This is a genomic window from Acidovorax sp. GW821-FHT10A04 (genome assembly GCF_059415825.1).
On the sequence record NZ_JBWKNZ010000015.1, the window covers coordinates 57769 to 77035 of the forward strand.

Consider the following 19267-nt stretch of genomic DNA (forward strand, 5'->3'; position numbering starts at 1 on the left):
GACGGTAATCACTGCTCGTGAACCCGGGCTCGCGCCACAATGGTTCACGTTTCGATTTTCTGGTGTACACCAGTCCGGATGCCGTTTCCACCATTTTCAATTGCTGATCGCGCCCGGCGATGGATATCCATCGCCTTGAATTTCCGCAGCCCGATTTTTTTCTTCCATGGCCATGAAGGCGGGAATGGACTTGGCCGATTCAAAGGCACAAACTCTCTCCAGGCGCTGCCGGGATCTCTCGAAACACAAAAAGCATAAACCCAACAGTGCAGGAAGATACTCGAATGCAAGCCACCCTCGGGGCCGACCCACCAACGCTGGCCACAAGGCCTGGCAGTACCGCGGCAAGTGCGCCGCTGCGTGCTGAGCCAGCAGTGCCGATGCGAGGCGGGATGCGGCTCCCCTTGCAAATCGGATTACTGTGCCTCGCATTTCTTCTGGCCTTTGGAATGGCGCGGTTGATTCCCGCCTTTCAATCACCGGACGAAGTCGTTCATCTGTTCCGTGCCGATATGATCGGCAATGGCCATTTGCTGCTGCAAAAGCCCGCCCCGGACGCCAAGGGTTATAGCGGCGGTTATGCAGACCAGCACCTGGTCCAGTTCGCGCAGTGGATGCTCAAGATCGCGGGGCCCGACAGACAGGATGTTTCTGCCGCCTGGCTCATGGACCAGGCATCGCAGCACCGTTGGGCGAACAGCAGGCAGTTCGTGGACGTTGCCGGCTCGGCCTACTACATACCGCTGATCTACCTGCCGCACGCCGTGGGCCTGGCCATCTCGCGCCACCTGGACTGGTCGATGCGGGCCAGCTACGACTTCACGCGCGCCCTGGTGACATTCACGGTGCTGGCCCTGCTGGCCTGGGCATGGCAGCTGCTGCCGCCCAACCTGCTGGTGCGCGCCCTGGTGCTGATGCCGATGTCGGCCTTCCAGATCCTGTCGCCGACCATCGATGGCCTGTGCATTGCCATGATGCTGGTGCTCGCGGGGCTGACCATTGTGGAGTACCAGGCCCCGAGCAAGGGCAGCACCGCACCGCCCTGCCGCTGGCGGTTTGCCGCCATCGCGGGCTTCACCTTCGTGCTCGTCACCTCGCGCACCAACCTGCTGCCCCTGCTGGCGATCCCGCTGTTGCTGCTGTGCCAGCGCTTCTCGCGGGCCCGGCTCGGCGCTTTCGTGCTGCTGTGCGCGGCCAGCCTGGGCTGGACGCTGTTCGTACTGCTGACCACGACGGATGCGCGGGTCGTGCGTTCGCACACCACGCTGCAGATCGTGCAGATCTACCTGGGGGACCCGCTGTATTTCCTGGGCCTGGTCGGCAGCACGCTGGCGGACCCGGACAAGGGGACCTTCCTGGCCGACTCGTTCGTCGGCATCCTGGGCTGGCTCGACGCCTTCATCCCCAAGCCGGCGATCCGCGGCATCTGGGCCGTGCTGGCTGCCCTGGCACTGCTGGCCACGGCCTACGCGCAGCGCGAGGAGCGGCAGTACACCCTGCTGCGCGCCGTGCTGACGGCCTGCGCCGTCGCCAGCACGCTGCTGGTCTTCTTTGCGCTGTCGGTCACCTGGAACGATTACCCGGCTACCGCCATATCTGGCTTGCAGGGGCGCTACTTCATCATACCGGCGCTGCTGTTCGCTCTGGCGATCGGGCCGCTGGAGCATGAGCGCACCCCTGTTCAGCAGGCCACCGAGTTCGGGGTCACCGGCGCGATGGCAGGGTATTTTCTGCTGGTGCTGGGGGTCACCCTGTACAGCCGCTACCAACTCCCCGCTTTTTGACTTGACACATGGCATGCGGACAAAGCCGCTAGGATGGTGCTCCCCCCTCCCTCGGCCCCACCGTCCACGCCATGCGCCCCATCCCTGCAGACACGCCCCCACCCCTGGACACGCTGATGGTGGCCACCTGCAACGTGCTCAACCTGGCCAACCCAGGCCGCATGTTCTACCCCAACCAGGACGCCTACACCGAGGCCGAGTACGGGCGCAAGGTGGAGTGGCTGGGCAACCGGTTTCGCACGCTCAACGCCGACGTGCTGGCCGTGCAGGAGGTGTGGGACGAGGCGGCCCTGAAAGCGGCCATCGCGCACAGCGGGCTGCGCTACGACTTCGTGGCGGTGCCCGGTGCCGAAAACGACGCCACGCGCCAGGGCGCCCAGGGCACGCCGCGCGTGGGCCTGGCCACGCGGCTGAAGGTGGAGGCGCTGCAGTCGTTCGCCCAGTTTCCGCCGGCCTTCCAGGTCGATGTGCCGGGGCTGGGCCTGCACACGCGCTTCGAGCGCCCGCCCCTGGTGGCCACGCTGCGCATGAAGCACGGGCAGCGAGTGAACGTGCTCACGGCGCACCTCAAGTCCAAGCGCCCCAAGTTCCTGCAGGACGCCAATGGCCATGCGCTGGAGGACAAGGACGACCGCAAGGTGGGCGCCCTGGCCTCGCTGCGCTCGCTGGTGATGCGCGGCGCCGAGGCCATGGCCCTGCGCTGCCTGGTGATCGACCTGCTGCAGCGCACCAGCGTGCCGCTGGTGGTGATGGGCGACTTCAACGACACGCCCGACAGCGTGACCACGCAGCTGATCTGCGCCACCACCGAGATCGCCTACGACCGCTCGGCCCGCGACGTGGCGCTGTTCAACGCCTACGACCTGCAGGGCGAGATGGCGCTCAAGAAGGACGTGGCCTTCTCCCACATCCACCAGGGCTCGCCTTCGGTGCTGGACCAGATCCTGGTGAGCGAGGAGTTCCTGCCCCGCGGGCGCAACAGCCTGGGCGACGTGCGCCGCGTGGACTACTTCAACGACCACCTGCACGAGGGCCGCGACCGCACGCGCTCGGACCACGGTTTCGTGCGCGCGCTGCTCAGGCTGCAGATGGGGCCGCAGCAGGCCCAGCCGGCGCCTGCAGCCCCGCAGCCGGTGGGCTGAAAGCACACCCGCCACCAGCGGGCGCGGCATCACCCATTTGCCTGCCCACGGCGGCGCTTGCCGGTGCCAGGGCATGTCATCATTCATTTCACCCCCGCGCTGGCCCCGGCATGCGGATGGATGCGCGAAGCGCGGCGCAGCCCATAGTGGACTATGGGCAAGCCGAGCGACAAAGCAGACGCCGCATGCCGGGGCCAGCCCGAAGGGAAAGCCTGCAGCGCGGCACATTGCGGCGTTGCCCTTCGCTTGTGTAGCCGAGCTACACGGCACTCAGGGCGCCTTGCACTGCACCGCGCTGCAGGCTTTCGCGGGGGTGAAATGAATGATGACATGCCCTATATTCCTTCCGGAAAATTCGAGGAAAAGACAGATGCGTTGGAGAACCCTCGCCCTTGCCTGCCTGGGCCTCGCCGCCCTGTCCGCCGGCGCGCAGGTACACCGCTGCAAGCAGCCCGATGGCAAGATGGTCTACAGCGACCAGCCATGCACCCGCAGCCAGACCGGCGGGGTGATACTGCCCGACCCCACCGTGCGGGAAGTCGCCTGGGAGCAGGCGCGCAACCGGGCCCAAGGCGCCGGCACGGCCAACTCCGCCCCCTGCCGCACGGCCAGGGAAGAGCTGGCCCAGCTCGCCGGCCTGCGCACCCTGCCGCCCGAAGAAAAGCGCATCCGCGTGCAGGCCCAGGAGACACGGGTGGCGGCCGCCTGCGGCACCGATCCGGCGGCTGGTGCGCCCGCGCCGCCCGTGGCCGGCAAGGCACCTGCCGCGACGGCGTCCGCGCCCGTGGTCCTCATCTACTGCGATGCCGGCCTCTGCCACGACAACAAGGGCGGCGTGCACATGAAGAGCGGGCCGGACTTCGTCGATCCCGCTACCGGAAAGCGCTGCGCACGCGTGGGCGCCCAGACGCTGTGCAACTGATCTGCGCCTGATCAGCGCCTGAAGTCCCTGCGCCACCAGGGGCATCGCGCTGCCACAGGCCGCGCCAGCGCAGGCTTTGCAACACGGCGTGCCGGCTGACACAAGTCGTAACCAGCCCCCCAGTAAGATGCCGGACCAAGCCCCGGATTGCGTGCGGGCGACGAGACCAACATGACCATGCCCAGAGCCCATACCTTCACACCGCCCCAGCAACCCGACGCCCGCGCCAGCCGCTGGCCGGTCCGTACGGCGGCGGCCGCCCTGGTGGCCGTGCTGCTGGCGGCCTGCACCAGCACGCCGCTGCCACCCTGGAACTCGCCAGGCGCCCCCGCGCCGCGACCCAATGCCCCGGCCCCGGTGCCGCGCGCACAGCCGGGCAAGGTGGTGCCGGCGCCGCTGGGCGCGGCCCAGCAGGCACCCGCCGCCCAACCTGCCGCCACGGGCGTCATCGCCGCCCCGCTGCCGCCCACGGCACCGGTGGTGGCCCGCAACGAGCCCCTGGCCACCCCGCCCTATGGGCCGGCCGTGATGGCCCGCTTCCCCGAGCCCCAGGTGCGCTACAGCACGCCGGGCCTGGCGCCCGACCGCCGCGCCTTCACCACCAATGCCGAGCTGGAGCAGTGGCTGCAGTCCGTGGCCCAGGGCGCCGCGGGCAGCCCCTCGCGCGCCAGCGTGCTGCGCCTGGGCACCTCGCAACGCGGCGAGCCGCTGCTGGGCCTGCTGCTCACGCGCGCCCAGGGGGACGACCCGGCCAGCGTGGACGCCGGCAAGCGCCCTACGGTGGTGCTCATCGGCCAGCAGCACGGCAATGAGCCGGCCGGCGCCGAGGCGCTGCTGGTCATCGCCCGCGAGCTGGGCCAGGGCCTGCTGGAGCCGCTGCTCGAACGCATCAACGTGATCGTCGTGCCGCGCGCCAACCCCGATGGCGCGCAGGCCGACACGCGTGCCACAGCCAACGGCATCGACATGAACCGTGACCACCTGCTGCTCAAGACGCCCGAGGCCCAGGCCATCGCGCGCCTGGTGCGCGACTACCGCCCGATCCTGGTGGTGGACGCGCACGAGTACACCGTGGCCGGCCGCTACAAGGAAAAGTTCAACGCCGTGCAGCGCTACGACGCGCTGCTGCAGTACACCACCACGGCCAACTACCCCGAGTTCCTGACCAAGGCCTCGCAGGAGTGGTACCACCAGCCCATGGTGGCTGCGCTCAAGGCGCAGGGCCTGTCCAGCGAGTGGTACTACACCAATGCCACGGGCGCGGACGACCGCACCCTGTCGATGGGCGGCACGCAGCCCGACACCGGCCGCAACGTACACGGCCTGAAAAACACCGTGAGCCTGCTGGTCGAGACACGCGGCGTGGGCATCGGTACGCTGCACATCCAGCGCCGCGTGCACACCCAGGTCACGGCCATCACCAGCGCGCTGCGCTCCACGGCCGAGCGCGCCGCCAACCTGGAGCAGGTGCGCAGCTTTGTGGTGCGCGACATCTCGGCCAAGGCCTGCCGCGACAACGTGGTCATCGAAGCCGGGCCCACGCCCACGCAGCGCGAGGTGGTCTTCATCGACCCCGAGACCGGCGTGGACCGCCCTGTGCGCGTGGACTGGAATTCCTCGCTGAGCCTGCGCACCCTGAAGTCGCGCGCCCGCCCCTGCGGCTACTGGGTGGCCAGCCAGGCCGCTCCCGTGGTGGAGCGCCTGAAGCTGCTGGGCCTGCAGGTGCTGCGTATCGGCGAAGGCGGTTCGCTGCTGGCCGACACCTACCGCGAGACGGCACGCGAAACCTCGGAGCGCCGCGACGTGCTGGGCACCATCAGCGACAGCGCCGACATCCTGCGCGTGCAGGTGGCCCCGGTGCGCGCCGCCATCGACGTGCCCGCCGGCAGCTACTACGTGCCCCTGAACCAGCCCCTGGCCCACCTGGCCGTGGCCGCGCTGGAGCCCGACACGCAGAACAGCTACTTTGCCAACCGCCTGGTGGAAGACCTGTCGCAAACGGTGCGCGTGATGTCCACGCCGTCGCTGGTGTTCGACGAGACGGATTGACCAGGGCCTTCGGCACACAAGCGAGGACCCGGGGCCCCGCCCCACGAGGGCACGGGCTTTGCCCTGGCGGCGCTGGACGCCACCACCGGCCGCAACCTGCGGCCCCACGCAACCCTGAACGGGATGGCCATGACTCTGCGGATGCCGAAGTTTCCAAGGGCGGCCAGGCTCTGGCCGCTTCTGGCCCTGGTGTCGTACGGTGTGGTGCAACCCGCACTGGCACCTCTGCGCAAGGAACCCGCCAGGTATGCGGCCATGAAGAAGCCGGACTATCCCCCCGAGGCCCTGCGCGCCGGCATGCAGGGCACGGCCGTGCTCAGCGTGCACATCAGTGCCGCGGGCACAGCCAGTCGCGTGACGGTCTACAGGAGTTCGGGGCACCCGGTACTGGATGCGGCAGCCCTGCAATCGGTCCAGCAGTTCCAGTTCACCCCCGCCAGGATGGACGGGGTGGCACGCGCCTCCTGGGCCCGGATTCCCATCCGCTTTGCCATCGACAGCCCCATGGCACTGCCATGCCCGTCGACCTGGCTACCGTGGTGCCAGGCAGAGGACACAAGCCACCCCCGATAGCCCTGAGCAGCCCGGCGAAGGGTCTGCAATCCGGCAGCGCTGCCCGGCACATGGGACAGGCCACCCCAGCGCGAAACATCTTCTTGCCCGGCACGGGCCTGAGGGCCCTGCAGTGGCCGGGAGTTGTTACAAAACGTCCCGGATTGCAAGGGGATTGACCCGGGGCATGCCACCCACGGGGTGCGCCCATACTGTGCGGGAGCAGCGGGGCTGGGGGCGACAACAGCCCATCGGCCACGCGCAGTCACAGCGTGGCCATGGGAGCGAAAGCCGATGACCACGCTGCCCATGGAGCGCCGTCATGCCCAGCGAAATAGTCCATACCATCGGCTGCACCATCTACTTTGTCTTTGCCCTCCTGTTCCTGTGGATGGGCAGGGTCCCCAGAACCCGGGCCGGGCCGCGTTGGTGGGCGGCTGCGATGTCGTTTGCCCTGGCGGCGCGCCTGGCCTACTCCGTGCTGCTGAGCGGCACCGACCTGGCCGTGGCCGTGTTCGTCTATGCCGCGCTGGTGGTGGTGGAGAAGGCGCTGCTGGCCATCGGGCTGGTCGAGTTCCTGGGCCTCAAGGTGCGCCACCGCTGGTTCTGGGGGGCCTTGCTGGTTGCCGAATGCTGGGTGCTGCTGGCCTGGCTGTCGGAGGTGGATCCGGTGGCCCGCAGCTTCGGCCTGGCGGCGTTCAACGCGGGTTTTCTCAGCTTTGTGGCCTGGACCGCCTTGCGGCAGCGCAAGGAGGTGCCCCACCACCTGATGCTGCTGACGGCGGTGGTGAGCGCGGCCCTGGTGGTGCACTGGATGTCCGCGTTCGTGATCTTCCAGGCCCTGCCGGGCTGGCGCGTGCAGGGCTTTCTGCTGGGCACGGTGCTGGTGCTGGCGCAGTACCTGTCGCTGCTGGCGGCGGTGCTGATGGATTTTCAGCGCCGCCTGGTGCAGGCCGAGGCCAGCGCGCTGGACATGGCCTTCCAGGACCCGCTGACCGGCCTGAACAACCAGCGCTACATGAACACCCTGTTCGAGAAGGCCCTGGTGCTGGCCAACCGGCCCCACCAGTCGGCCGCGGTGATCTTCATCGACCTGGACAACTTCAAGCCCATCAACGACCTCGCAGGCCACCACGTGGGTGACGAGGTGCTGCGCACCGTGGCCGGTCGGCTCAAGAAGAGCACCCGCAGCACGGACATCTGCGCGCGCATCGGCGGCGACGAGTTCGTGGTGATCTGCACCCAGCTGGAACGCGGCGAGCAGGCCGGCGACATCGCCAGCAAGCTGCTTGCGGAACTGATCCGGCCCATCACCGTGGAGGAGCGCAATTTTGCCCTGGGCGCCAGCATCGGGATCAGCCTGTACCCGGCGCACGGCGACACGCTGGGCAAGCTCCTGGAGTACGCGGACAGCGCCATGTACCAGATCAAGCGCTCGGGCAAGAACGGCTACCAGATCCACGCGGCGGGCGCTGCGGGGGCATAGCGGACGGTGCAGAATCGCGCCATGGCCGACGAAGACACCCCCACCGCACCGCTGTACCAGGGCAGTTGCCTGTGCGGTGCCATCCGCTACGAAGCCCGCGCCGAGATCAAGGCGCCATCGCACTGCCACTGCGGCATGTGCCAAAAGGCGCATGGCGCAGCCTTCGGGTCCTATGGCAATGTGCCGGTGGGCAGCTTTGCCTTCACGCGCGGCGCAGACCTGGTGAAGCGCCGCGACTCATCCCCCGGCGTCACGCGCAGCTTCTGCCCCGAGTGCGGCTCGCCGCTCACCTGGCACAGCGCGCATGGCGATGCGGCGGCATGGATGTCGTTCTCGCTGGGCACGCTGGATACGCCGTTCGTGCCGAAGAAGGCGCTGCGCAGCATCCATGGGGATGCGGTGCCTGCATGGCATGAGGGCGGCGCAGCCCGAGAGAGCTAGACGCCCTTTGGGCGGCCCGCCGCGGCGCCGTTGGCTCCCGGCAACGCTCCGCCTGTCGCCCCGGGTTGATGGTCCCCCGCGTCCCATGGCACCATCCCGCCACCGCAGACCCTGGCTGATTCGGCAGCCGCGCAATGCGGTATCCAAAATCAAATCCAACAAGGGGAAACCAATGAAGACGCGAGGCGCCATGGCCGGTTGCGGCCAGCATTGCAGCGGGGCCGTACAGCCAGGAGTGCACCATGCCTGATACCTACAACGGCATAGGCACATCCTACCTGGGTAAGTGCAAGTTCGAGCAGGACGACTCGTTCGTCACCACCAAGTGGTTCCAGATCGTGGCGCCCATCTTTCCCCTGGGCAGTGTGCGGCTGCGCGACCTGGGCAGCGAGGGCGTGCCCTTTCTCAAGCGCACCACCAACTACGAGTTCATCGAGGAGGTGCCGCTCGATGTGATGCAGGTGCTGCGCACCTATGCGTACACCGTCTTCATCGTCGCCTGGTTCGGCCACTGGGCCATGGGCAACCAGCCGCCGCTGGTGCGCTTCATCATGATCACGCTGGGGATCCTGTTGCCGTTTGCGATGCGGTTCTTGTCCAAGCGCATGTCGCAGTAAAAGCCGGTTCGCGGCCTCGCGAGGCCGCGCGAACATTCAGCGCCGGGGGCGCCGGCGCGCTGCCACTGGCGCGGATGGCTTTGCCGCGGCACCCGCCGCATCAGGCTGGTCGCCAGCCGGCCCCCCTTCCCCCACCAGCTCCTGTGCCACCTGCGCGACCAGGGTGCGCAGCCAACGGTGCGCGGGGTCGTCGCGGTAGCGCACGTGCCAGCCCATGTGCAGCGGAAAGGTACCCAGGTCCACGGGTGCCGGCAGCACCCTGAGCCGCGCATCGTGCGCCAGGCGCCGGCATATCAGCCGCGGCAGCGTGGTGCAGTAATCCGTCATGGCCACCATCTCCGGTATGGCCAGGAAGTGCGTGACCGAAACGGCCACGTCGCGCTGCAGGCCCTGGCGCTCCAGCGCCTGGAACAGGCCGGCGCGCAGCCGGCCCGGTGGCAGCACGTTGACGTGGCGCAGCTGCTCGTAGAGCTTTTTCGTGAGGCGGCTGCCGCCGACCTGCGGATGGTCGGCGCGCACCACGCAGGCCAGGCCATCGTCGCCCAGGTGCTGCACGATGAGGTTGTCCGGCGGGTCCACGATGCGGCCCAGCACCAGGGCCGTGGTGCCCGAGACCACGCCGGTCTCGGCCAGGTCGGTGCCGAACGGGACCAGGCGCAAGCGGATGCCTGGGGCCTGCGCGCGCAGCCGCGCGACGATGGCCGGCAGCAGCGCGAACTCCATGTAGCTGTTGGCGGCAATGGTCACCAGCTGGTCGGCGCTGGCGGGGTCGAAGGCCTGCTGGCCCAGCACGATGCCGTCCAGCACGCCCAGGGCCTGCGCGATCTGCGGCGCCAGCGCCAGGGCCCGCTCGGTGGGCTGCATGCCGTAGCGCTCGCGGATGAACAACGGGTCCTGAAGCAGCGTGCGCAGCCGCGTGAGCGCGTTGGACAGCGCGGGCTGCGTGGTGCCCAGGCGCTCGGCGGCGCGGGTCACGCTGCGCTCTTCCATCAGGGTCAGGAAGACGGGGAGCAGGTTGAGATCGTAGCGCATAGATATGCTTTTATACGCATATCTGGAATCCAGCAAATAAATTGGATGAATTTAACTCCGGCGCGCATCCTTCGTCCTGTGCAAGCCCTTTGTCTTCATCCACTGTTACTGCAAGGAACCACAATGACCGCCACCGAAACCCTGTTCACCCCCACCCGCCTGGGTGCCATCGACGTCAAGAACCGCATCGCCATGGCCCCGCTGACGCGCTCGCGCGCCGGCACGGACGGCGTGCCATCGGCCCTGGCAGCGCGCTACTACGCCGAGCGTGCATCCGCCGGCCTGCTGATCGCCGAGGCCACCAACATCTCGCGCCAGGCACGCGGCTACGCCTTCACACCCGGCATCTACACCGATGCCCAGGTCACGGGATGGAAGCAGGTGACCAACGCTGTGCACGCGGCCGGTGGCCGCATCGTGCTGCAGCTGTGGCACGTGGGCCGCATGTCGCACACCAGCCTGCAGGAGAACGGCGCCGCTCCCGTGGCGCCCTCGGCCCTGCAGGCGGGCGGTAACGTGTTCACCGAAGCCGGCTTCGAGGCGCCCAGCACGCCGCGCGCGCTGGAATTGCCCGAGATCGCCGCCATCGTCGAGGACTACCGCCAGGCCGCGCTGCGCGCCCATGCCGCAGGCTTCGACGGGGTGGAGGTGCATGCCGCCAACGGCTACCTGCTCGAGCAGTTCCTGCGCGACAGCACCAACCGCCGCGAGGACCGTTACGGCGGCTCCATCGAGAACCGGGCCCGCCTCACGCTGGAGGTGGTCGAGGCCGTGGCCGGCGTGTGGGGTGCGGACCGCGTGGGCCTGCGCCTGTCGCCGCTGTCCACCGCCATCGGCGATACCCCCCTGGACAGCACGCCCATGGAAACGCATGCCTGGCTGGCCCAGCGCCTGGGCGCCATGGGCCTGGCCTACCTGCACGTGGTGGAAGGCCAGATGCATGCCGAGGACGGCACCACCCGCTTCGACAACCAGACACTGCGCGCCGCTTTCGGAGGTGCCTACATCGCCAACAACGGCTACGACCGCCAGCGCGCCGTTGCCGCCACGGACTCGGGCCACGCCGACATGGTGGCCTTTGGCCGCGACTTCATCGGCAACCCCGACCTGGTGGAGCGGCTGCAGCACCGGCTGCCACTGTTCAATGTGCCGGCAGCGGGCTATTTTGGCGGCGGGGCTGAAGGCTATACCGAATTCACCACAGCGCAGGCAGCGTGAGCCTGCCATTCCCAGGAGAGACACCATGACCGTACTCAAGAACCTTCTGCCTGGCCCCCTGGGCTTTGGCACCGCCCCGCTGGGCAATATGTTCCGCGCCATCCCCGAGGCCGAGGCCCGCGCCACGGTGGATGCGGCCTGGAACGATGGCATCCGCTACTTCGACAACGCGCCGTTCTACGGCGCCGGCCTGGCCGAAATCCGCATGGGCGAGGCACTGTCCAACCGCCCGCGCAGCGACTACGTCATCAGCACCAAGGTCGGCCGCCTGGTGCTCGATGAGGTGGAGGATATCGCCGCGCGTGACCTGGGCGAGAAGGGAGAGGTGTTCAAGCACGGGCGGCCGAACCGCATCGTCAATGACTACTCGGAAGACGCGACCCTGCGCTCCATCGAGGACAGCCTCAAGCGCCTGAAGACCGACCACATCGACATTGCCTGGGTGCACGACGTGGCGCAGGACTTCTATGGCGACGAGTGGCTCAGCGTGTTCGAGACCGCACGCAAGGGCGCCTTCAAGGCCCTGGACCGCTTGCGCGATGAGGGCGTCATCAAGGCCTGGGGCCTGGGCGTGAACCGGGTCGAGCCCATCGAGCTGCTGCTGGACCTGCAGGGTCCGCGCCCGGACGGCTTTTTGCTGGCGGGCCGCTACACGCTGCTGGACCACAGCCGCGCGCTGCAGCGCGTGATGCCCAAGGTGGCAGAGCGCGGCCTGTCCATCGTCGTCGGTGGCCCCTACAGCTCGGGCGCGCTGGTCGGCGGGCCCAATTTTGAGTACGCCCCGGCCACGCCCGCCATCCTGGCCAAGGTGGCTGCCATCAAGGCGATTGCAGACCGGCATGGCGTATCGATGAAGGCCGCGGGCCTGCAATTCGCCCTGGCCCATCCGGCGGTGGCAGCGGTGATCCCGGGCGCCAGCCGACCCGAGCGCCTTGCCGAGGACCACGCCGCGCTGCAACTGGCCGTGCCGGCGGATTTCTGGCGCGAGCTGCGGGCTGCGGGGCTGGTGCACCCCGAGGCGCCGCTGCCGCTGATCGGCTGAGGCGGCAGCGCAGCGGGGGCGTCAGGGCGCCATGACGATCTCTTGCTTTTGGCCTCCACGAACCGAGACAGCCTTCATCAGCGATCCCCCCTGGATGCTGTCCCCGACCCGCCAATGGATTACCGTGTACGCATAGAACTCACCGTCAGCCAGATCGGCGAAGGTGAAAAATCCTTGCGCGTTGCAGCTTGTCGTCCGAAATGCACTGGTAAACCGCGGATCCAGGTTGGTGATCCTGGTGCCCGGCCCGCTGGCCGACCGGTATCCCTGCTGCTCGGATGCAAAAAGATGGCGCGCCCACTCTTTTGCATAGGGCGTTACAGGCATCAGATGAACAGGGTTTCCAGCGCAAGTCACCACACCTCCACCCGACTGCCTGATCAGAGCGCTGCCGGTCACCTGGTTGGTACCGGGGGCAAGCAGGGTTGCGGCCGCATCAGGATCGTAAACGGTGGACAGTTGAACCTGCTGGATGGTCACGCAACCCGTCAACGCCAGGGCAGCGGCAGTGGCAACGGCTAAAGAGACTCGCTTCATGCTCTTGCTTTCTTTTTAAAAAATGCGGGGTGGTTGCAGTTTTTAACATACCCCATGGCCTGATCATTCCATGAAATTGCCAATGAAACGCCGCCACGTTCCACCAGGGCCAGGCCAGGCATTCTGATACCCTTGCGTTCACGTTCCTTGCCTCCAGACGGCTTTTGCCACGGTGGAAACTCCACGGCTGGCACGCCAAGGCGTGCTGCGTCTGACGGGCAAGGGCCATGCCATTTACAAGAAGCCTTGCTGCACTCCAACCCGCCATGAAAACGACGACCGCCGCCCTTGTACTCGCCTGCCTGGCTCTGGCCTCCTGCAGATCCGCCCCCACCACGTCCTTTGGGTCCTACACGTTTCCGGAAAACGGCGTGACCGCCACCGAGGAAATCGGCGAACCCATGCTCACCCAGGCCACCGGGATGAGCCGGCCAGCCATCGTCATCCCCACGGACCAGAAGGTGGGCGACTTCGTGGTGCACGCGGGCAAGTACACGGCCACCAGCCAGACCCGGGAGTACATCCGTTTCAGCCGCGTGAACTTCCACAACGCGACGACGCAGCACCCCCACAACGGCAACCTGCACGTGTACACCAGGCACAACGGCACGCGCACGGTCTGCCTGTCGCGCAGCGTCTGCGGCGACATCGACTACTCCATCGACAGGACCACCCAGTTCAGCGCCAACCATTTCCAGCAGACGCTCATCTACAGCGGAAAGATCGGCAACCGCATCACCATCGGCTACCGCGAGTCCAGCGGCAGCATGGCACGCCCGGCCTTCAGCAACGACGTGAGCTACGACCTGTCCGAATCGCGGATCGTGGGCTACAAGGGCGCGCGCCTGGAAGTCATCGACGCGACCAACACCGAAATCACCTACAAGGTGCTCAACGGATTCAAGTAGGCCGCCGACGCGCCGGGCATGGAGGCCCGGCGGGGTCTTGCCATGGCCCCCCCTGCACGCTTGGCGCAAGGCTGCTACGCTGCCGCTTCCATCCATTACCGATGAAGCGCTCTCCATGATCGACCTGCACTACTGGCCCACGCCCAACGGCTGGAAAATCTCCATCATGCTCGAGGAATGCGGCCTGCCCTACCGCACCCTGCCGGTGAACATCGGCAAGGGCGAGCAGTTCAAGCCCGACTTCCTGGCCATCAGCCCCAACAACCGCATGCCGGCCATCGTGGACCACGCGCCCCCGGGCGGCGGTGCGCCGGTGTCGGTGTTCGAGAGCGGCGCCATCCTGATGTACCTGGCCGAGAAGACCGGAAAATTCTGGTCCACCGACCTGCGCCAGCGCTATGCGCAGATGCAGTGGCTGATGTGGCAGATGGGGGGCCTGGGGCCCATGTCGGGCCAGAACGGGCACTTCAAGAACTACGCGCCCGAGAAGGTGCCCTATGCCATCGACCGCTATGGCAAGGAAGTGAATCGCCTGTACGGCGTGCTCGACGGCCAGCTCGCGCGCACGGGCGCGTACGTGGCAGGCGACGACTACTCGATCGCCGACATGGCCAGCCTGCCCTGGATCCGCTCGCACGTGGCCTACGAGATCCCGCTGGAGAACAACTTTCCGCACCTCAAGCGCTGGCACGACACCCTCATGGAGCGCCCTGCCGTGCAGCGCGGCCTGGACCTGCTCAAGGACCTGCGCAAGCCGATGACGGACGAGCAGAAGAAGGTGCTGTTCAACCAGACCGCCGAGAGCATTCGCGACAGTGCCAAGCAGGCAGCGACGTGATGCCCACATGAGCGGACTCCGAGCGGCTGCCCACCCGCAGGCCATGGCGGTGGCGCACGCCGGGCGGTGCGGGCCCGGCTAGAGGTAAACGCCCGAACTCACGATCTGCGTGATGCTGGCGAAGCTGCCGCTCATCGTGCCGACCAGGATCACAGACCAACTCTGCCCGGCACCCGGGTCGGTGTCTTCCACGTAGTAGATGGAGCCATTCGCGTTGTTGCCCGTGCTGGCACTCGAGAACGAGAACACCACCACCTTGCCGTTGTCGGCCACGGCCACCTCGCCGGCCACATTGGTGTCGGTCGCCAGCAGGATGTTGGTATTGCTCAGGCTCGAAGACCCGTAGCGCACGCCGATATTGTTGGCCGCCGACAGGTCCAGGCCCACGCTGGTGACTTGTGAGTCCACCACAGCGCCGCTCATCGAGCCCGCTTTACCAAGGAACGCCCGAAAATCGAAGGTACCGCCACTGCGCACGCCGTTCAGCGTGTCCGTGCCGTTGCCGGAGGCCGTTGCCTCGAAGACATAGGTGCTGACGCCAGTGGCGAAGGTGGTTATGGTGTCGTTGCCGCCGCCGCCGCGCAGCACGTCGGCACCACCGTTGCCCGCCAGGGTGTCGGCGCTTGTGGTGCCTGTCAGAGTGTTGGCGCCGGCGTTACCACCCAGCGTGACCCCGCTGCCCACCGTGCGGGTGCTGGCATTGATGTTCTCGCCGGTCGTGCCGGTACTGGTCCCTGCAGCGCCGGTGGATATCCAGAAGGAGTTGATGTCGCTGAAATTGTTGCCGACCACCAGTGTCCCGGCCGCGGTCGATGCAAACACCACACTGTCGCTGCCACCGCCGCTGGTCAGCGAGTCGCTGGCGGCATCCGCCGCGGTGTCGAAGAAGAAGCTGTCGTTGCCGCTGCCGCCGATGAGGGTGTCCGCGCCCGAGCCGCCGTGAAAGGTGTTCGTACCCGCGCCCACGCCCTTGAGCGTGAGGTTCTTGGTGACGCCGCGCAGGTCGAAGGCGCCTGTGGAAGTGTTCTTGGTGTCGCCCGACAGGTCGATGGTGGCCAGGTCGCCCAGGAAGGCATCGGAGCTGATGGCGATGCTGTGCGTGTTCTGGGTCGCCGACTGCGCCTGCGCCTTGAGCTGTTCCACCGTGGTCATCCGGCCCAGGTCGCTGGAGGTGTCGAGTGTGATGGCGCCGTTGATGATGACGGCATCGGTGTCCGCACCGCCGTGGATGCGGTCGATCACCAAGCCCGCGATGAGAAAGTCGGCCATCGCGCCGTAGAGGAAGCTGTCGTTGCCGGCTTCGCCGCTGAGGGTGTCGGCGCCGCCCCCGCCGGTGATGACGTCCGCGCCGCCACCGGCGGCGACGGTATCGTTGCCACTGCCCAGCGTGATGGTGTTGGCCCCGCCTGCGCCCGTCACCGTGGTGGCGCCCGAGGCGCTGCTGGCCAAGAGGTTGCCATTGGCTAGCAGCACGCTGGCAGCGAAGCCACCGGCCAGCGTCAGCGACCGCCCGGCCGCCAGGGCCTGCGCATCGATCGACTGCGCCGCACCCAGCGCGACCGTGTAGTTTGCGTCGTCGGCAAGGGTGAAATTCTCCACCGCCGCGTTCAGGACCTGGCCGCCGGCGAGCGCCGTGGTGAGGGTGATCCTGTCGCTGCCGCCCAAGGCGGTGATGCCGCCGGCATTGAAGGCGTTGTATTGCGTCGCCGTCATGGTGATGCCGCCGGTCAGCGTGAGCTTGTCCGCCGTGGTGGCGGCGCCGGCGTTGACGCCGGTGATGTTGGCTCCGTCGGTGGCGTCCAGTATGTCGGCACCATGGGCGAGGGCGTAGGTGCCGGTCACCGTGTTGCCCCCGACGCTCACCGTGGTGGCGAAGCCTGCACTGCCCAACACGCTCGTGGCGGCCAGCACGGTGACGTTGCCCACACTGCCCGCCAGGCTGTAGGTTTCCACGCCAGCCAGGGCGGTGACCGCACCGCCATCGGTGATGTTTACGCGGTCCGTCAACCCGCTGGTTGCCGAAATGCTGGTCAGCCCTGCGTACTGGGCGCGCGTCATGGAGATGCCGCCGGTCAAGGTAAGGCTTTCCGCCTTCGTGGCGCTGCCGGCGTTGACGCCGGTGATGTCGGCACCGTCGGTGGCGACGAGGGTGTCGGCGCCATTGTCGAGAGACCAGGTGCCGGACACGGCGTTGCCGCCGACGTTCACCACCGTGGCGTTGTTCGATGAACCGGCGATGCCGGTGGCACCCGCGTTCACCGCCAGCGTGTTCAGGCCTCCTCCAGAAAGGATGTAGGTTTCGACGCCGGAGCGTGCGGTGACGGACCCGCCGGTGGTGATTTCCACCGAGTCCGAACCGCCGGCGGCAGTGAACGAGGTGAAGGCCCCGTGCTGCGCCTGCGTCATTTTGATCGCGCCGTTGAAGTCCAGGCTCTCGGCCGTGGTGGCGGCCCCGCCGTTCACGCCCGACAGGTCCACGCCGGTGGCAGCGCGGATCACGTCGGAACCGGTGTTCAGGCCGTAGGTGCCGGTCACCGCCACGCCGGTATCGATGACCAGTGTCACATTGCCCGAGCCGCCGGTGACGTTGGTGCTGCCCTGCGTGATGAGGACGGTGTTCGGGGTTCCGGAGTTCGCCACCCTGTAGGTTTCCACATCCGCGCGGGCGGTGACGGTGCCGCTGTTGGTGATGGTCACGCTGTCCGAGGAGCCGGGCGCCGCGATGCTGGCCAGCGCCTCGTGCTGCGCCTGCGTCATGGTGATGCCGCCGGTCAGCGTGAGCTTTTCCGCCGTGGTGGCGGCACCGCCGTTGACGCCGGTGATGCTGGCGCCGTCGGTGGCAACCAGGGTGTCGTCGCTGGCATGGGCCAACGCCAACACGCCGGTGGGCGCAGCGCCGCCGATGGCCAGCGTGATCGCCGAGCCGGCGGGGCTGCTCACGTTCTGCCCTGGCGCGCCCAGCGATACGCTGTTGGCGAAGTTGCCGAGCACGAAGGTTTCGACGCTGGCGGGCAGCAGCAAGCCGCTGGCGTGGGTGGTCAGGGTCAACGTCTGGGGGCCCGTGGTGCCATCGACCAGCGCCGCCTGAGCGGCCGTGAGGGTGTAGTTGCCGGCGACCAGCACGATGCTGTCGATGCCGGCGACCGCGATGCCCGAGATATTGGCGCCCACGGTGGTGGTGGCGATCACGTTGTCCGCGCCGTGGGCCTTGAGCGTGGCGGCGGTGCCGCCGCCCAGGGCTGTCAGCGTGTCGCGCACGGTGGTGGTGCCCGCATCGGTCAGCGTGCCCGCCGCCCCGCCGGTGCCGATGCGCCCGATGGCGGCCTGCGCGGCCGTGAGGGTGTAGTTCTGCCCGCTGGTGAGCGCAAAGCCGCCGACCCCGGTGCCGGTGAAGGCAGTGAGGTCTTCCCCGGCCGCATTGGCCACCACCAGGGCGGTGCCCGCGCCGGAAAACGCCTTGCCATTGGCCAGCGCACTGCTGAGGGCCACGGTCGTACCCCCGGGCACGGTGATGCCGGCCAGCGGGCCTGCCAGCGTCGCGGTGCCTGCGTTGCCACCGCTGCTGGTGAAGGTGAAGGTGCCAGCCGCCTCGGTCACGTCGATCTGCGTGCCCGCGCTGGTGAAGGAGGCAATGTTGCCCGCGCTCTTGGTCACCGCGAACACCGGTGGCGGCCCGCCACCACCGCCTGCAGCCGGCACCGACGGCTGATCGAGCACCAGCTTGGCCGCGGCCACCGAGGCCGGGTCCTGTGTCACGTTTTCCAGCACCTTGGCCAGGGCCGCGAAGTCGGTTTCCGTGCGGCCCGCGATCTGGGTGTGATAGTAGGCCACCTCGGCCTTGTTCTCGAGCAGCGCGCGCGCTGCGGCGTACTGCGCCGGAACGGTGGGCGATGCGAGGGCCTGCACGGCGGCGAGCATGATCTGCTGCGGCGGCGTACCCGTGTTGAAGAGGTCCGCCGCCAGGCGGTGCAGCCCTGTATCGGCCGCCAGGCCCATGCCGGCTAGGAACTGGGTGGCAAAGGCGTCGCCCGCCATGCCGGCGGGGTAGCGCGCCTGGAACTGCGGCAGCCCCGCCAACGCCGAGGCCAGATCGGGCAGGCTGCGGCCCAGGTCTTCGTAGACTTTTTCGACCAGCGGCATGTAGGCATGGCCGGGCGAAATGCCCAGCATGCTGATGACGAGTTTGATGAGCAGCTTCTGCTCTTGCGTACTGACCGCCATGGGGCTTCTCCTGCAGGCTTATGGTTTTTTATGGGCCGCGGAGATGCGGAACAGTGCTCTGATCATAGTGGCGCCATGCCCCCTGGATGCCCCCAGAAGAGGTAACAGTGGCAGGCTTTACACCCGATCATCGTGGTTTGGCCCTGCCGTGGCTTCAAAAATGGAAAACCCATTTCTGGAATGGCGCAATGCACTGCGAATGGATCCCATTCATACCCCTTCCCCTGCGATGCGCCCCCTCCGGTACTCCATCAACGTCACCTTGGACGGGTGTTGCGACCACGCGCCATGCCTGCGGACGAGGAGCTGCACCGCCACGCGGTGGCGAACCTAGTCCACTGAAACCGAGAAATCGGCTGTGCGCCGGGGTGGCAGCGGGATGCAGCGAAAGGCGCGGGCTGCGGCCAAGGCTGGCCGCCTTGGCAAAGCCCGCAACGCGGCGATGCGCCCGCTGCCACGCCGGCCCGAAGGGTGAGGG

Annotated in this window: 16 protein-coding genes; 12 read left to right on the plus strand and 4 right to left on the minus strand. The window is 67.7% G+C overall.

Annotated features, from left to right (window positions below; translation table 11 throughout):
* The first annotated feature begins 392 nt into the window (after positions 1-392).
* The 8 genes from AC07PF_RS26045 (at position 393) to AC07PF_RS26080 (ending at position 8993) form a co-directional block, all read left to right on the plus strand.
* Positions 393-1784 (plus strand): DUF2142 domain-containing protein, encoded by a 1392-nt coding sequence (locus AC07PF_RS26045; RefSeq protein ID WP_494613799.1) that lies wholly within the window; start codon positions 393-395, stop codon positions 1782-1784.
* Between the two features lie 71 nt (positions 1785-1855).
* Complete coding sequence (locus AC07PF_RS26050; RefSeq protein WP_494613800.1) at positions 1856-2926, plus strand: endonuclease/exonuclease/phosphatase family protein; 1071 nt, start codon at positions 1856-1858, stop codon at positions 2924-2926.
* 370 nt (positions 2927-3296) lie between these two features.
* On the plus strand, positions 3297-3848 hold the full coding sequence (locus tag AC07PF_RS26055) for a DUF4124 domain-containing protein (protein WP_494613801.1): 552 nt from the start codon (positions 3297-3299) through the stop codon (positions 3846-3848).
* Between the two features lie 171 nt (positions 3849-4019).
* Entirely contained in the window at positions 4020-5897 is a 1878-nt protein-coding gene (locus AC07PF_RS26060) for a M14 family metallopeptidase (RefSeq protein WP_494613802.1), read from the plus strand.
* 141 nt (positions 5898-6038) lie between these two features.
* A complete protein-coding gene (locus AC07PF_RS26065) occupies positions 6039-6470 on the plus strand; it encodes an energy transducer TonB (RefSeq protein ID WP_494609598.1) in 432 nt (143 codons plus the stop codon).
* A 301-nt stretch (positions 6471-6771) separates the two neighbouring features.
* Complete coding sequence (locus AC07PF_RS26070) at positions 6772-7935, plus strand: diguanylate cyclase domain-containing protein (RefSeq protein ID WP_494613803.1); 1164 nt, start codon at positions 6772-6774, stop codon at positions 7933-7935.
* Positions 7936-7956: 21 nt separating this feature from the next.
* Positions 7957-8376 (plus strand): GFA family protein, encoded by a 420-nt coding sequence (locus AC07PF_RS26075; RefSeq protein WP_494613804.1) that lies wholly within the window; start codon positions 7957-7959, stop codon positions 8374-8376.
* 242 nt (positions 8377-8618) lie between these two features.
* Complete coding sequence (locus AC07PF_RS26080) at positions 8619-8993, plus strand: hypothetical protein (protein WP_494613805.1); 375 nt, start codon at positions 8619-8621, stop codon at positions 8991-8993.
* 36 nt (positions 8994-9029) lie between these two features.
* Here the strand turns inward: AC07PF_RS26080 and AC07PF_RS26085 are convergent, their stop codons facing one another.
* Positions 9030-10025 (minus strand): LysR family transcriptional regulator, encoded by a 996-nt coding sequence (locus tag AC07PF_RS26085; RefSeq protein WP_494613806.1) that lies wholly within the window; start codon positions 10023-10025, stop codon positions 9030-9032.
* 123 nt (positions 10026-10148) lie between these two features.
* Between AC07PF_RS26085 and AC07PF_RS26090 the strand changes: the two genes are divergently transcribed.
* Together AC07PF_RS26090 and AC07PF_RS26095 are read left to right on the plus strand one after the other, a co-directional pair.
* Entirely contained in the window at positions 10149-11243 is a 1095-nt protein-coding gene (locus AC07PF_RS26090; protein WP_494613807.1) for an alkene reductase, read from the plus strand.
* A gap of 25 nt (positions 11244-11268) precedes the next feature.
* Positions 11269-12285: an aldo/keto reductase gene (locus AC07PF_RS26095; RefSeq protein ID WP_494613808.1), complete on the plus strand. Its 1017-nt coding sequence runs from the start codon at positions 11269-11271 to the stop codon at positions 12283-12285.
* Between the two features lie 21 nt (positions 12286-12306).
* Here AC07PF_RS26095 and AC07PF_RS26100 read toward each other — a convergent pair whose 3' ends face one another.
* Both AC07PF_RS26100 and AC07PF_RS26105 read right to left on the minus strand, forming a co-directional pair.
* Positions 12307-12822, minus strand: coding sequence for a hypothetical protein (locus tag AC07PF_RS26100; RefSeq protein ID WP_494613809.1), 516 nt, complete (start codon positions 12820-12822; stop codon positions 12307-12309).
* Positions 12819-13007 (minus strand): hypothetical protein, encoded by a 189-nt coding sequence (locus AC07PF_RS26105; protein ID WP_494613810.1) that lies wholly within the window; start codon positions 13005-13007, stop codon positions 12819-12821. Before AC07PF_RS26105 ends, AC07PF_RS26100 begins: the two co-directional genes overlap by 4 nt.
* 186 nt (positions 13008-13193) lie before the next feature.
* Between AC07PF_RS26105 and AC07PF_RS26110 the strand changes: the two genes are divergently transcribed.
* Together AC07PF_RS26110 and AC07PF_RS26115 are read left to right on the plus strand one after the other, a co-directional pair.
* Complete coding sequence (locus AC07PF_RS26110; protein ID WP_494613811.1) at positions 13194-13730, plus strand: hypothetical protein; 537 nt, start codon at positions 13194-13196, stop codon at positions 13728-13730.
* Positions 13731-13845: 115 nt separating this feature from the next.
* Complete coding sequence (locus AC07PF_RS26115; RefSeq protein WP_494613812.1) at positions 13846-14568, plus strand: glutathione binding-like protein; 723 nt, start codon at positions 13846-13848, stop codon at positions 14566-14568.
* 78 nt (positions 14569-14646) lie between these two features.
* Here the strand turns inward: AC07PF_RS26115 and AC07PF_RS26120 are convergent, their stop codons facing one another.
* On the minus strand, positions 14647-18789 hold the full coding sequence (locus AC07PF_RS26120; RefSeq protein ID WP_494613813.1) for a beta strand repeat-containing protein: 4143 nt from the start codon (positions 18787-18789) through the stop codon (positions 14647-14649).
* Between the last annotated feature and the right edge of the window lie 478 nt (positions 18790-19267).

Bases quoted from the DNA above. Each gene is read 5' to 3' on its own strand.
- AC07PF_RS26045 (WP_494613799.1), top strand. From the start codon at position 393: ATGCGGCTCCCCTTGCAAATCGGATTACTGTGCCTCGCATTTCTTCTG.
- AC07PF_RS26050 (WP_494613800.1), top strand. From the start codon at position 1,856: ATGCGCCCCATCCCTGCAGACACGCCCCCACCCCTGGACACGCTGATG.
- AC07PF_RS26055 (WP_494613801.1), top strand. From the start codon at position 3,297: ATGCGTTGGAGAACCCTCGCCCTTGCCTGCCTGGGCCTCGCCGCCCTG.
- AC07PF_RS26060 (WP_494613802.1), top strand. From the start codon at position 4,020: ATGACCATGCCCAGAGCCCATACCTTCACACCGCCCCAGCAACCCGAC.
- AC07PF_RS26065 (WP_494609598.1), top strand. From the start codon at position 6,039: ATGCCGAAGTTTCCAAGGGCGGCCAGGCTCTGGCCGCTTCTGGCCCTG.
- AC07PF_RS26070 (WP_494613803.1), top strand. From the start codon at position 6,772: ATGCCCAGCGAAATAGTCCATACCATCGGCTGCACCATCTACTTTGTC.
- AC07PF_RS26075 (WP_494613804.1), top strand. From the start codon at position 7,957: ATGGCCGACGAAGACACCCCCACCGCACCGCTGTACCAGGGCAGTTGC.
- AC07PF_RS26080 (WP_494613805.1), top strand. From the start codon at position 8,619: ATGCCTGATACCTACAACGGCATAGGCACATCCTACCTGGGTAAGTGC.
- AC07PF_RS26085 (WP_494613806.1), bottom strand. From the start codon at position 10,025: ATGCGCTACGATCTCAACCTGCTCCCCGTCTTCCTGACCCTGATGGAA.
- AC07PF_RS26090 (WP_494613807.1), top strand. From the start codon at position 10,149: ATGACCGCCACCGAAACCCTGTTCACCCCCACCCGCCTGGGTGCCATC.
- AC07PF_RS26095 (WP_494613808.1), top strand. From the start codon at position 11,269: ATGACCGTACTCAAGAACCTTCTGCCTGGCCCCCTGGGCTTTGGCACC.
- AC07PF_RS26100 (WP_494613809.1), bottom strand. From the start codon at position 12,822: ATGAAGCGAGTCTCTTTAGCCGTTGCCACTGCCGCTGCCCTGGCGTTG.
- AC07PF_RS26115 (WP_494613812.1), top strand. From the start codon at position 13,846: ATGATCGACCTGCACTACTGGCCCACGCCCAACGGCTGGAAAATCTCC.
- AC07PF_RS26120 (WP_494613813.1), bottom strand. From the start codon at position 18,789: ATGGCGGTCAGTACGCAAGAGCAGAAGCTGCTCATCAAACTCGTCATC.